Below are 12,966 nucleotides of genomic sequence, written 5' to 3' on the forward strand. Positions count from 1 at the left end.
ATGACAACAGCATCAAAAGAATCATCCGAAGAAAAATACCTGCACGGCTACTCGCCGGAGGAGCAGCAGCGCCTCTACAAGCAGGCCAGGTTCATGGAGAACAAGATTTACTCGGATATTGATTATTCTACCGTTACCAAGCTGCTGGAGGTAGGCTGCGGCGTGGGGGCTCAGTCCGAAATCCTGCTCCGTCGCTTTCCGCACCTGCACCTGACGGGCATCGATTACTCGGAGAGGCAGATCACGCAGGCGGGCAAGTTCCTCGCTACCATCCCGTATGCCACCGATAGGTATGAGCTGAAGCAAGAAAACGCCATGGACATGAGCTTCACCTCCCAAGCTGATTTTGACGGAGCCTTCCTGTGCTGGGTGCTGGAGCATATTCCGGAGCCGGCCAGGGTGCTCTCAGAAGTGCGGCGTGTGCTGAAGCCGGGCAGCCCGGTTGTGATTACCGAGGTGCTCAACTCCAGTTTCTTCGTGGAGCCATACTCGCCGAGCGTGCTGCAGTATTGGATGCGCTTCAACGATTTGCAGTATGATATGGGCGGCGACCCGTTTGTGGGTGCCAAGCTCGGAAACCTGCTGCAGTCGGTGGGCTACAAGCGCATTACCACCGAAACAAAAACCTACCACCTCGACAACCGCAACCCGGCCAAGCGCGCCGAGATGATCGCCTACTGGACGGAGCTGCTCCTAAGCGGCCTGCCGCAGCTGCTGGAAGCCGGTTACGTGGATGCAGAAGTGGCTGATAAGGTGAAGGAGGAGATGCAGGTGGTGGCGAAGAGCCCGAATGCAGTGTTTTTCTACACGTTTGTACAAGCAAAGGCTTTTACGTCTTAGGTAGGGTAACTGGCTGTTGGATAAAACACCCTCCCCAGTTATAGGGGAGGGTGTTTTATTTAATGACTTTCCTTCTCTGGGATTTGATTGTGGTTAAGTAAGCGTTGTTTATACTTCTATACTTACCTGTTAATACTTCATAGCTCCTGCTGGCGCAAGCGTCCGCTTGTGCCTTCCTATACTTAGGATTTACTTCCATAGCCGCTGCTTCTCCTCCTAATTGCTGGCGCGGGTTTGCAACCTGTGCCTCACTATGGCGTTAAGCTTGCAACCCAACTGGCTTGAAAAGCCATGCCTATACTTTGGCTATACTTTTATACTTGCCAACCTATACTTTATACTTTCCTAGCCGCTGCTTCCTGCCACTGGAACCAAGCTATCCTTAGTAGCTGCCGCTCATCCTCTAGTTCCCACAAACCTAACGTTGCATCGCTGACTTTCTGCCCTCCTAGGCCGGGAGGCCTCGCCTTCGGGCATCGCGCGGTGTACATTTCCTTTGCTACCCTTCGGTCGCAATGCCGCTAAGGCGGCACCGGAAATCTACAAGGCGCTCAACCCAAAGGCTGGGATAAGGTCGATAGCTGCTGCCCTTGCTGTCATCTCGACCTTTGGGAGAGATCTCTTTAGGATTTTCGATAGATCTCTCGCCCTGCTCGAGATGACAAAGAGTGAAGTAAGTATAAAAAGAGTGAAGTTAGTATAAACTGTCCCCTTGAGGACAAGTGAGAACGAGAGTTCGAAACTTGCGAGCAAAGCTCAATAGGGGTGTAATCATTTGCTGAGTCCCATACTTTGTAGGGACAGGTCGCGACCTGTCCGTGCGAGAACAGCAGCTATAAAACTTATACTTCGGCCAAAACATTAGCAGGCTCCCCTCCTTAGCTAAGGAGGGGCAGGGGTGGTTGGGCCCGGTACTGCAAAAGCTGGATAGCTGGAAAAATTTATACTTGGGCAAGGACAGGATGAAAGCAAGCCCTTAGGCTCCCCCCTACAACGCCAGATACGGCCTTATCTTTTCATACAGTTCCGCCGTTACCAGCTTCACCTGCCGCACGTCTTCCAGTTGTTCATACTTCCCGTGCTGCTCCCGGTAGGCTACGATGGCGCGGGCTACATTGGGGGTAATATAGGGATGGCTCCGCAGTTCATCGGCGGTGGCGGCGTTTATACTTAGTTGCTGCAGCGTGTTGCTTTTCGGCACGAAAGTATACTTGTGCAGGCTATCCACCACCTCGGGCTGCAGGCCGTACACCTCACGCAGCTGCTCCATGCTATGGAAACCACCCAGGCCATTTCTATACTTCACGATGCGAGCCGATAGTTTGCTGCCAATACCCCGGATTTGCTTCAGTTGTGTGGTGTCGGCGGTGTTGATGTTGAAGGGGGCAAGTATAAACCGCTCGCGTTTTTTGGTATGCCATTCCGGTTGAGGCGAGGGCCGCGAGGAAGCCATACTTTCTGGACGCCTGTTATACTTGGAGGGGCGCTCTACGGGCAGCTCGATGTAGGGATGCAGCCGCTGGAAAACAGAATCCGGCATACCGTAAATGCGGCCCAGCTCGGCCTTGTAGGTCAGGTCGCCTACTTTGCTGCGGTAATTGAGGATGCGCTGCGCCAGGTACTTCGGCAAACCGAAAGCCTGCCACTCCTCCAGCGAGAGCTGGTTGGGGTTAAAGGGCCGCAGTGCTACCGTAGCCACTTTATACTTCGATTCCCGCTCCGGCTGCGCTGCCTCCAGCTGCGCCACCAGGCTATCAAGCAGCTGGCGGTCCTGGGCAGTGGTAAATCCGGGATCCGAAGTATACATCCTGCCTAAAAGAAAAGGTGCTGCCAATAGCAGCACCAGTAAGGTGAGTAGCACCAGAAACGCATTTACCTCGCGCTGCGAAAAGCCAAAGTTCCTACGTATCCAGTGCTTTAATTTGTTCATCTATAGACGTTACGGTGTCGCCTGCCGGTCCGGGTCATCGTCGTTGTCGAGGTATGAGTCCGGCTCGGGTTTAGGCGGCGCATTCAGCACGCGCGTGAAAAAGTATATCATCAGGCCGGTAACCAACAGCATGGTTCCGAGCATCACAACAAGCGCAGATGTGTTCATAGTTTCCTAAATTCTTCCTTCTCTAACTCTTTTTTTATACGCCATGTAAACCAAAGCCGCTATGCCCAGAAACACGGATATCAGCAGGATACGCGAGGCGTTGACAAAGAACAGCGTTTCCTGCAGCTGCTCTATTACGGCTGGGTCGGTGGCCTCTGCCAGTTGGCGCTTCAGGCTGGAGTTCTTAATCTTGTTGATGATGGAGCTGTCGTCCAGCACCCAGTCCCCGGAAAGCGCCTTGCCCCAGTCGCCACCCTTCGGTGTTACCAGCGAGCCAATGAATACCCACAGCAGCAGCACCGGCGTTACGAACTTAATAATATACTTGTAGATGTCCGGCACCTTGATGTCGGCTCCGGAGTTGATCTCGCGCCAGCCTCTGTCCATACCGAATACCCAGGCAAACAGGATGGTCTCGACGAGGGCAAACACCACCAGCGACACCGTGCCGGCCCAGTAATCGTACTCGTCAAACACGCCGTAGTGGAAGAAAAGCACCGTTGGCATGCCCAGTATCAAAACGATCAGGCCGAAAGACCAGGCAGCCGGCTTGCGCCTCCAGTTAAACTCGTCCTGCAGGAAACCGATCCAGGGCGTACCCATGGCCAGCGAGGAGGTGATACCCGCAAAGAACAGCAGGCCAAACCACATCACACCGGCAATGGCGCCCAGCACCTCGCCCCACTGCGTGAACAGGAACGGCAGTGTTTTAAAGGCCAGCCCCAGGCCGCCCTGCTGCACCAGTTCCGTCACGCGGTCGATGCCCAGGTAACCGATGGAAATAGGGATAAGGATAGAGGCTCCCAGCACCACTTCCACGAACTCGTTCATCCAGCCCGCCGACATGGCGTTCAGCGCAATATCATCTTTGGAGCGCACGTAAGAGGCATAGCAATGGATGGTGCCCATCCCCACTGAGAGGGTAAAGAAGATCTGCCCGGCAGCTGCCAGCCAGACCGTTGGCGACCACAACTGGGTATAGTCCGGCGTCCACAGGAAGTTAAGGCCCACGGCGCTATCAAACGAGGCGCCCGCCTCTCCAGCCTTAATGGTAAAGCCTTTGTAAGCCAGGAACATACCGAACACAATCAGCAAAGGCATACCGATTTTGGCCACACGCTCCACACCCCCTGACAGGCCTTTGGACAGAATCCAGGTGTTGAGCAGCAGGCAGAGCAGGTAAAATACTACCGCCTCATAAGGAATGCCCAAGGTAGAGTCGCCGATGCTAACGTAAGTGTCGAAGAAAGATGCTACGCCTTCCTGGTCAAGGCCATTGAATGTTCCCAGGATAGAGTGGAACACGTAAGAAAGCGTCCAGGACTCGAGGTAGCAGTAGTAAGCGGCCACGGCGATGTTGGTCCAGATACCGAACACGCCAATGTATTTCCAGAGGCGGTGCTTGCCCATGGTATCCACAATGTAAGGGGTGGAGTGGTTTCCGAAGCGCCCCCCGAAGCGGCCCATCGACCACTCAATCCAGAGCAGCGGAATGCCCATCACCAAAAAACAGACAAGGTAAGGGATAATAAAGGCGCCACCGCCATTTTGCACCGCCTGCACCGGGAAGCGCAGGAAATTTCCAAGGCCTACGGCATTACCCGCCATCGCCAGGATCAGGCCTACGCGCGAGCCCCAGGATTCTTTGTTCGCACTCATAAAGTAAGGTAGAAGTGTTTAGTTAGTTTAGTTTGCTAAGGTGATAGTATTAAAAATAAGGTGTTGTAAGGTATCGTATCGGCTATGTTAATTGAATTTAAAGGCACAATATATATAAAGCTTCTGATAGTGCATAGAGAATCATATATATTTAAAGTGATGGCTGCCAGCATGTAGGCCATTGGCAGGCTGGCAGCCATATACCAGAAGTACTGCGGTGTTAGTCAGCCGCCTGCTCAGCTACCATGCGAATGCCCTCGGCGAAAGTATGCGGGCGATAGCCCAGCTCAGTCTCAGCCTTTCGGATAATAAAGCCGGTTCGGGCAGGACGCTTGGCAGGCTGGGAGAAAGTACTACCGTCAGCTTTCTCTATCAGGGATTTGTCCAGGCCAAAGTAATCGGCTACCTGCAGGGCCATGTCGTACGGGGTGAGCATCTCTGAGCCGGAGATGTGGAAGATACCCTCGGCGTCTTTCTCGGCGGCCAGCCAGCAGCCCATGGCTAAATCCTCGGCCAGCGTTGGTGTTCGGAACTGGTCGGTCACCACCTTTATCACCTTGCCCGCCTGCAGGCTGTCGCGCACCCAAAGCACGATGTTGGTGCGGCCTTGGTCGTTCACCACGCCGTACACCAGCACGGTGCGAAGTATAGCCCACTTGCATTTGGCCTGCTTCACGATTTCCTCGGCCATCAGCTTAGTCTCGCCATAGAAGTTCACCGGTTTGCCTTCAGCTGCTTCGTCGTAGGGGCCATTCTCCCCGTCAAAGATAAAGTCAGTGCTTACATGAATGAGGTGCACGTTATACTTTTCGCAGGCATTTACCAGGTACTGCACGGCATCGCGGTTCAGCAGCAGGGCGCCCTCGCGGTCGTTCTCGCACTGGTCCACATTGGTCATGGCGGCGGTATGGATGATGTGCGTGGGGCGGAACTCGCTTACCACCTGCTCTACCTGCTCGGCGTTGGTTACGTCCATACTCCGGAACGGCAGCGTGGGGTACAGTTCAGCCAGTTTGTTTTCGCCGCGGCTGGTGGCTAGCAGCTCGACATCCTGCTTTGGCAGCAGTAGTTCGGCCAGTTTCTGGCCCAGCAGCCCGTTAGAGCCTGTTATAAGTATGCGTTTCATGGGGTGTTATTTCTCCAGTGTCTGGGTGTTGTAGTTGTAGTTATACTTTTTGGCAATCTTTTTCTTCTTCATGTTTTCCACGGTCACCTTCATCCTGATGTCGGAAAGCGGGCGATCGCGGCCATCTGTGGGCTGCTCGGCGATCTTGTCGACTATATCCAAGCCATCCACCACTTGTCCAAACACGGTGTACACATCGTCCAGCATGGGCGTGCCGTTGTGGTTCTCCACAATGTAAAACTGGGAGCCGCTGCTGGCGCGGGAAGGGTTTACGTGGTCGCCCTGGCGGGCAGCGGCCACTGCGCCACGCACATGCTTGTGGGCCGGCACTATCTCGGCAGGCACCGTATAGCCGGGGCTGCCGGAGCCGTCGTTGCGCGGGTCGTCGTCTTTGGTGTTCGGGTCACCACCCTGTATCATAAAGCCATCTATTGCCCTATGAAAGGTAGTGCCGTCGTAAAAGCCTTCTTTCGCCAGCTTCAGGAAGTTGGCCTTGTGTTGTGGCGTATCGTCGAAGAGCAGCAGCTTAATTTCTCCCTGCGGCGTGGAGATGGTTACCAGTTGGTCGTTGCCTTTGGGCTTTTGGGCCAGAACCGCCAGCGGCAGCGCCAGGGCCAGCAGCAGTGCGGCAGCTATGTTTTTGAGCATCCTCATACTTCTGTTAGGTTATACACTTTATGGTTTGCAGGCCGGTATCCTGACCAGCAGAATCTCAAATTTAAATCTTTTTAGCACTTGTTTATACTTTGTGCCGGTTTCTGTAGCCCCAGCGGCAGATGGCAAGTATAGCATAGTATGTTCAACGGCTAAAACAGCACTTCTATATTGAATTATCTTAATTTTTTACTGAACTGACAGAGGCAATTTAACCTGAAACTTTACATTGGCAGCAGAAAAAATTAAATTTAAGGAAAGCAACTAATCAACTAACTCACCTTAATGAAGAAATTCTCACTCGCTGCAGCGCTTAGTCTGGGGGCCTGTAGCAACCTTTTTGCCCAGACCAACACCATGTCTGTAGACGAAAAAATAGACGCTGCCATCGGCCCGGCGGCACAGTTTATCTCTGATATTATTTTCTATGAGCTGCCGGTGGCAGGCTATGGCATTCCGCTGATTCTGGTGTGGCTGCTGGCCGGAGCCTTGTTCTTTACCGTGTACCTTGGCTTCATCAACATCAGGGGCTTCCGGTATGCGCTGGATATTGTGCGGGGCAAGTATAACCAGGCCGACGCTCCCGGCGAGGTTTCGCACTTCCAGGCGCTGACAGCCGCTGTGTCGGGCACAGTAGGCCTGGGCAACATTGCCGGCGTGGCCATTGCCATCTCGCTGGGCGGCCCCGGTGCCACGTTCTGGATGATTATGGCGGGTTTGCTGGGCATGTCCACCAAATTCGTTTCCTGCACGCTGGGGGTAAAGTATAGAGACAACCACGCCGACGGCACCGTGTCCGGAGGGCCGATGCACTACCTGAACAAGGGCATGAGGGAGCGTGGCATGGCCGGGCTGGGCAAGTTCCTGGCCGCCTTTTTTGCGATTATGTGTATTGGAGGGGCTATCGGGGCGGGCAACATGTTCCAGATAAACCAGGCGACGCAGCAGTTTGTGGCTGTAACGGGCGGCGAGGCCGGCTCCTGGTTCGGAGATGGCAATGCCTGGATTTTCGGGCTGATTATGGCGGTGCTGGTGGGCCTGGTTATACTTGGCGGCATGAAGAGCATTGCCCGTGTAACCGAGAAAGTGGTGCCTCTGATGTGCGCCATTTACATCATAGCCGCCACCGTTGTGCTTATCTCTAATTTCAAACTCATTCCCGGCGCCTTTGCCGCTATCTTCGAGGGGGCCTTCTCCACCTCGGCAGTAGGTGGTGGTTTGGTGGGCGTCATGATTCAGGGATTACGCCGCGGCATGTTCTCCAACGAGGCGGGTATCGGCTCAGCCTCCATCGCGCACTCCGCCGTTAAAACTAATGTGCCTGTAACCGAGGGATTTGTAGCCTCGCTGGAGCCCTTTATCGACACCGTCATCGTTTGCACCATGACGGCGCTGGTGATTGTGGTAACAGGAGCGTACCAACTGGACGCTGCCGGCGATGGCATTGCGCTCACCTCCACGGCCTTCGCCACCGTCATTAACTGGTTCCCGATCGTGCTGGCCGCTGCGGTTATACTTTTCGCCTTCTCCACCATGATTACCTGGTCATACTACGGCCTTAAGTCCTGGACATACCTTTTCGGCAACACCAAAACCACTAACATCAGCTTTAAGGTACTTTTCTGCGCCTTTGTGGTGCTGGGTGCGCCCATGCAGCTGGGTAGCGTAGTGGCCTTTTCAGATGCCATGCTGTTTGCCATGAGCATCCCGAACATGGTGGGCCTTTACATGATGGCCCCCACCGTGAAGCGCGAGATGCAGGATTTCCTGGCCTACGCCCGATCTGATAACAATAAGCCACTTACCAAAGAGGCTGTGAGGACAGAGGCTGAGGCTACTAATGCTTAACAGCCCGAGCTATACTCTCGGTTAAAGGCAGGAAAGGGAGTATTGCAGTGCCGGGTCCAACCACCCCTACCCCTCCTTGGCTAAGGCGGGGAGTCTGTGATTACTATTCCTAAGGTATAAGTTTCGTAGTTGCGGATATTGCGCGGACAGGTCGCGACCTGTCCCTACAGAGCACAAACCTCCAGCCACTCCCGAGAGGGGAATTTCTGCAGGCGATTAACATCCCCTTCAAAGGGGGACTTTAGCTGTTAAGTTCTACAGAAACTGTCCCCTTGAGGACAAGTGAGACAAGAGTCGAAACTTGCGACCAGAGGTCTATAGGGGTGTTCATTTTTAGCGAAAACTTTTACCACTGGCTTTACACCCCTGTAGTCCCCTCAAGGGGACAGTAGTAATTGCCGTAGCTATCGATTCTTTCCCAGTCTTTGGGTTGAGCGCCTCGAGAGGTTCCGGTGCCTGAAAGGCATTGCGACGTAGGAGCAAAGGAAGCGAAAGCAGCGCGACGCCCTTATCGAGGGCCCCTACCCCCAAGGCGAGCCCTCTCGGGCTTGAGAGCTCCAAAGCCAGAGATGAAACAGTAGCTTATGTAAGGCTGGAGGATGAGCGTAGCTAGTAAGAATAACTTGTGTCAAGTAGAAGGAAGCGGCGGCTCAGGGAAGTATAGCCGGCAAGTATAAAAGTATGATTTATGCGGACTTGGAAGTCCGCAGCAGAGGAGGTTCCGGACAAGGATGTCCGGAACAGCGGTGTAGCCGGAGTTTAAAGTATAGCCAAAGCAAGTATGGCTTTTCAAGCCACTCGGATTGCAAATCCGAGAAGATAAGAGGACACGGGTTGCAAACCCGCGCCAGCGATGGGGTAGCAACCATTCTAAAGTATAAAAGCCGGCCCGACTGCGTGCTGCAGCCAGACCGGCTTTTTACTATCTGGTTAAAGAGGTATATTTTCTCAGTATAACCTGCCGGGTTAGTTACTCCCCTCTCTCGGCTCTAATACTTTTTAGGATCTTATCACCGCCCTGCCCCAGGATGATGTTGGCCAGTTGCTCGCCCATTTTCTCCGCGTCTGCGGTTGGGCCTTCCAGTGTTTCCTGCAGCAGCGTTTGCCCGTCCAGGCTCACGATACCACCAGTTATGGTCATCCCATTCTCTGTAAGCCTTGCCAGGGTAAACGAAGGAATGCTGCAGCCACCCTCCATGGTACGCAGGAAAGCGCGCTCGGCCAGCAGGCAGATGTGGGTATCCGGGTGGTCAAGGGCCTCTTTCAGTACTTTCTTCAGCTCAGGCTCCAGGTTTCTGGCGCACTCTATGTTCACACTTCCTTGCCCCGCTGCAGGCACAAACGTGAGCTCCGGAAAAGTATACACCACCAGGTCATCAAACCCTACACGGTGCACGCCGGCGTAGGCCAGCATCAGGGCATCCATCCCCTGCTCCTCCAGCTTGCGCAGGCGCGTCTGCAGGTTTCCTCTCGACTCCACGGTGGTAACGTTCGGGTAGTACTGCTTCAGCAGGGCCTTACGGCGTGTGGAGGAGGTACCGATCACGGCTTTGCTGTCCCGCTCCAGCTTAAAGTCCGGGTTCAGGGAGAGCAGCACATCGTTCACTTTCTCGCGCTCCATAAAAGCCAGCAGCTCCAGATCGTCCGGAATGGTGGACTGCACATCCTTGGCACTGTGCACGGCAATCTCTACCTCGCCGTTGCGCAGCGCTATTTCCAGCTCTTCGGTAAAAACGCCCTTGGAGCCCAGCTTGTCCAGCGACTTGTCCAGGATCTGATCGCCCTTGGTGCTGAAGACTACGATCTCAGTTTTAAAGCCAACGGCCTGTAATTTTTCGGCGGCGGAGTTAGCCTGCCAAAGGGCCAGTACACTACCCCGTGTGCCGATGCGTATGGTTCTGTCTGTTAGATTCTCTGCCATGTTATACTTTCTGTGAGGCCGCGCTTATACTGTATACTTTGGCGCCTTGCCTCTGTTTATACTTCCCATGCCGGGAAGACACTTTCTATACTTTTATGCGAAGTTAACCTTTATGCAGGTAACCGGCAATTTGCAGCGAGCTATCCACGAACACCATCTTCGGATTGGCGTTGCGCTCGATGTGGTAATGCGCCTGGTTCAGCTCTTCGGAAAGCTCCCCGCCGTTGTTGCCCGTTATCACCTTAGAGAACTTCTGCACAAAGTCCAGCTCGGTGGGTGGCAGGAAGGATATCAGCGAGGCATCCACGCCATACAGCATGACCTTGCGCAGCAGGTTGAGGGCATAGAGGAGAAAGTTCTTTTGGTTCTCGCGGCCCATGGCCTGGAACTTGTCGCTCATCTCCACCAGCTCATTCACCTTTCGGCTGTAACAATGGCGCATCCACTCGGTAAAGAAGGTAAAATAATCACTGCTGATCTCCGTGGTGAGCTTGGCGGCCGCGTTCAGGCTGCCCTCCGCCAGCTGCGCGATCTGCCTGGCGCGGGCATCGTCGAGGTTATAGGTTTGCTGCAGGTGCTGCACTACCTCCTGCTCTGTGAAGCTGCGCACCTGCAGGATCTGGGTGCGCGAGGTGATGGTGGCCAGCAGTTTCTCGGCTGCCTGCGCCACCAGCAGGAACAGCGTCTGGGCCGGCGGCTCCTCCAGCAGCTTCAGCAGGGCATTGGCCGCGGAGGGGTGCATCAGTTCGGGCAGCCAGATGACCACAATCTTGTAGTTTCCCTCAAAAGCCTTCAGCGACACCAGCTTTACCAGTTGCCGGCTTTCATCTTTGGAGATAATGCCTTGCTTATTTTCCGCCCCGATGTGCTGCATCCACTCGTTCAGGCCCTGGTAGGGGCTGGCAAGTATAAACTCGCGCCACTCGTTCATGAACTTGCTGCTCAGCGCATCCTTGCTTACGCTTTTGGTGGTTGTTACCGGCATCACGAAGTTAAAGTCCGGGTGCACCAGTTTGTCCATTTTCACGCAGCTGCCGCATGTTCCACATGAATCATCCGCTTGCTTAGCTTCGCAGTTGATGTAGGTGGCGTAAGCCAGCGCCAGCGCCAGGTTGGCGCTCCCCTCCTGCCCCAGAAACAGCTGCGCATGGGCCACATGGTTCTGCTGCACCGATTTAAGCAGGAGCTGTTTCGTTTCCTGATGCCCTATGATCTGTGAAAACCGCACGTTTGGAGTTAAGCGTTTTGAGTTGAGACTTCTTACAAAGATAAAAGACAAAGGACAAAAGACCGCATTGCCAGGCAACTCCTTTGTCTTTTGTCCTTTTTATACTTTGCTTCGGCGTCATTGACCAGGGCTGAAGCATAATTAGCCTAAACTAATCCTAGAAATCTTTCAAATCCCTTCCATCACTGGTTATACTTTACTCTTCCCAATCGCGGTACTGCTCGCCCTGCTCAAAGATGTGTTGGAAGATGGCTTGGTCTGTTTCGCTGAAATGCAGGTTCCGGCGGCACATGATCTTCTCGGCCAGTTCGGTGGCTTTGGGCAGTTTAAAGGTTACAAACCCATCGGCGCCGCCCCAGCTAAACGAGGGGATAAAGTGCGGCGGGAAACCAGCCCCGAAGATATTGGCGCTCACACCCACCACCGTGCCCGTGTTAAACATGGTGTTGATGCCGCACTTGCTGTGGTCGCCCATGATGAGGCCGCAGAACTGCTGCCCGGAGCCCTTCAGGGCGCCTGCCCGGTAGTTCCATACTTTCACCTCGGCGTAGTTGTTCTTCAGGTTAGAGGTATTGGTGTCGGCGCCGATGTTGATCCACTCGCCCAGCACCGAGTTGCCCAGGTAGCCCTCGTGGCCCTTGTTGGTGTAGCCAAAGATAACGGAGGCCGCCACCTCGCCGCCCACCTTGCAAAAAGGCCCGATGCTCACGTCGCCGCGCATTTTGCCGCCCACGTTCACGTTGCTCTCCTCGCCCAGCGAGAAAGGCCCCTTAATAATGGCGCCCTCGTGCACCTGCGCGTTCTTGCCCAGGTAAATCGGCCCGTTCTCGGCATTCAGTATGGCGGCACGTATTTTCACGCCCTCCTCTATAAAGATGTTCTCCTCGTTGTAAACAATAGTGAACCTGTCGCTGACGGGTTGGCTCTGGCGGCCTTCGGTCACCACTGCAAAATCGCTGCGGATTTGGGCTCCGTTCTGCAGGAAAATATCCCACACCTGGCGGATAACGGTGCAGCTATCGTGCATCTTCCGGTTGGCAGGAGTATAGGCGGCCAACTCATCGGGCGTATCGAAAGCAGGCACATCGCTGTTAAAGGCAAGGAGCAGCTCCTGCTGGTACAGCGCCTCACCCGGCTTCAGTTCCCGCACGGCCTGCACTAGCTCCGCATCCGGCAGCGCGGCGCCGTTGATGTACAGGTTCTGGCTTCCGCTGCCGGTCTTTTTATACTTGGGCTGCAGGTAAGGCTGCGTCAGGAAAGCGACGGGACTGCCCAGGCGTTTTGCCCATTTCTCCGCGATGGTTAGTATGCCCACGCGCAACCCGGCCACAGGTCTGGTAAAAGTCAGCGGCAGCAGATCCTGCCGGATAATCGGGTCATCGAAAAGGATGATATTCATACTGCAAAAGTATAAGTTTTCTCCCAAAATACGGCACATTCGCCATTCTCCGCAGTAGTATTTCAGGATTAACTAGTAAGTATACGTATAACGCCACGCGTGTACGTACAACAGCAGGGCCTCATCCAGGTAAAATTTAGGGAAGGGCCAAAAGCAAAAAAGTCTCCCCGATAAGCATCAGGAAGACTTTTCT

General features: G+C 54.3%; 10 protein-coding genes. 2 read left to right on the forward strand and 8 right to left on the reverse strand.

What is annotated here, in order from left to right; genetic code table 11:
• Positions 1 to 840 carry a class I SAM-dependent methyltransferase gene (locus C8N40_RS10535; protein WP_108211722.1) on the forward strand — a complete coding sequence of 280 codons (840 nt, stop codon included), beginning with the start codon at positions 1 to 3 and terminating at the stop codon, positions 838 to 840.
• Between the two features lie 988 nt (positions 841 to 1,828).
• Here C8N40_RS10535 and C8N40_RS10545 read toward each other — a convergent pair.
• The 5 genes from C8N40_RS10545 to C8N40_RS10560 form a co-directional block, all read right to left on the reverse strand.
• Positions 1,829 to 2,770 (reverse strand): ComEA family DNA-binding protein, encoded by a 942-nt coding sequence (locus tag C8N40_RS10545; protein ID WP_108211724.1) that lies wholly within the window; start codon positions 2,768 to 2,770, stop codon positions 1,829 to 1,831.
• 9 nt (positions 2,771 to 2,779) lie between these two features.
• A complete protein-coding gene (locus C8N40_RS22650; RefSeq protein ID WP_170114078.1) occupies positions 2,780 to 2,938 on the reverse strand; it encodes a hypothetical protein in 159 nt (52 codons plus the stop codon).
• A gap of 6 nt (positions 2,939 to 2,944) precedes the next feature.
• Positions 2,945 to 4,597: a sodium-dependent transporter gene (locus C8N40_RS10550; RefSeq protein WP_108211725.1), complete on the reverse strand. Its 1,653-nt coding sequence runs from the start codon at positions 4,595 to 4,597 to the stop codon at positions 2,945 to 2,947.
• Positions 4,598 to 4,817: 220 nt separating this feature from the next.
• Positions 4,818 to 5,723: an SDR family oxidoreductase gene (locus C8N40_RS10555; protein WP_108211726.1), complete on the reverse strand. Its 906-nt coding sequence runs from the start codon at positions 5,721 to 5,723 to the stop codon at positions 4,818 to 4,820.
• 6 nt (positions 5,724 to 5,729) lie between these two features.
• Positions 5,730 to 6,377, reverse strand: coding sequence for a peptidylprolyl isomerase (locus C8N40_RS10560; protein ID WP_108211727.1), 648 nt, complete (start codon positions 6,375 to 6,377; stop codon positions 5,730 to 5,732).
• Positions 6,378 to 6,662: 285 nt separating this feature from the next.
• Here C8N40_RS10560 and C8N40_RS10565 point away from each other — a divergent pair, with 285 nt between their 5' ends.
• Positions 6,663 to 8,225 carry an alanine/glycine:cation symporter family protein gene (locus tag C8N40_RS10565; RefSeq protein WP_108211728.1) on the forward strand — a complete coding sequence of 521 codons (1,563 nt, stop codon included), beginning with the start codon at positions 6,663 to 6,665 and terminating at the stop codon, positions 8,223 to 8,225.
• A gap of 970 nt (positions 8,226 to 9,195) precedes the next feature.
• Here C8N40_RS10565 and hemC read toward each other — a convergent pair.
• From hemC to C8N40_RS10585, 3 genes are all read right to left on the reverse strand, one after another.
• The gene (gene hemC / locus C8N40_RS10575) at positions 9,196 to 10,146 is read right to left on the reverse strand and encodes a hydroxymethylbilane synthase (protein WP_108211730.1); all 951 of its coding nucleotides are present in this window, start codon (positions 10,144 to 10,146) and stop codon (positions 9,196 to 9,198) included.
• Positions 10,147 to 10,249: 103 nt separating this feature from the next.
• Positions 10,250 to 11,374 (reverse strand): DNA polymerase III subunit, encoded by a 1,125-nt coding sequence (locus C8N40_RS10580; protein WP_108211731.1) that lies wholly within the window; start codon positions 11,372 to 11,374, stop codon positions 10,250 to 10,252.
• A 196-nt stretch (positions 11,375 to 11,570) separates the two neighbouring features.
• Positions 11,571 to 12,773, reverse strand: a complete 1,203-nt coding sequence (locus C8N40_RS10585) for a GlmU family protein (RefSeq protein WP_108211732.1) — start codon at positions 12,771 to 12,773, stop codon at positions 11,571 to 11,573.
• Positions 12,774 to 12,966 lie beyond the last annotated feature (193 nt).

Origin of the sequence: Pontibacter mucosus (assembly GCF_003054055.1) — a bacterium.
Classification (GTDB): Bacteria; Bacteroidota; Bacteroidia; order Cytophagales; family Hymenobacteraceae; genus Pontibacter; species Pontibacter mucosus.

Excerpts from the sequence above, each read along its gene's own strand:
- C8N40_RS10535 (WP_108211722.1), top strand. The coding sequence starts at position 1 with ATGACAACAGCATCAAAAGAATCATCCGAAGAAAAATACCTGCACGGC.
- C8N40_RS10545 (WP_108211724.1), bottom strand. The coding sequence starts at position 2,770 with ATGAACAAATTAAAGCACTGGATACGTAGGAACTTTGGCTTTTCGCAG.
- C8N40_RS22650 (WP_170114078.1), bottom strand. The coding sequence starts at position 2,938 with ATGAACACATCTGCGCTTGTTGTGATGCTCGGAACCATGCTGTTGGTT.
- C8N40_RS10550 (WP_108211725.1), bottom strand. The coding sequence starts at position 4,597 with ATGAGTGCGAACAAAGAATCCTGGGGCTCGCGCGTAGGCCTGATCCTG.
- C8N40_RS10555 (WP_108211726.1), bottom strand. The coding sequence starts at position 5,723 with ATGAAACGCATACTTATAACAGGCTCTAACGGGCTGCTGGGCCAGAAA.
- C8N40_RS10560 (WP_108211727.1), bottom strand. The coding sequence starts at position 6,377 with ATGAGGATGCTCAAAAACATAGCTGCCGCACTGCTGCTGGCCCTGGCG.
- C8N40_RS10565 (WP_108211728.1), top strand. The coding sequence starts at position 6,663 with ATGAAGAAATTCTCACTCGCTGCAGCGCTTAGTCTGGGGGCCTGTAGC.
- hemC (WP_108211730.1), bottom strand. The coding sequence starts at position 10,146 with ATGGCAGAGAATCTAACAGACAGAACCATACGCATCGGCACACGGGGT.
- C8N40_RS10585 (WP_108211732.1), bottom strand. The coding sequence starts at position 12,773 with ATGAATATCATCCTTTTCGATGACCCGATTATCCGGCAGGATCTGCTG.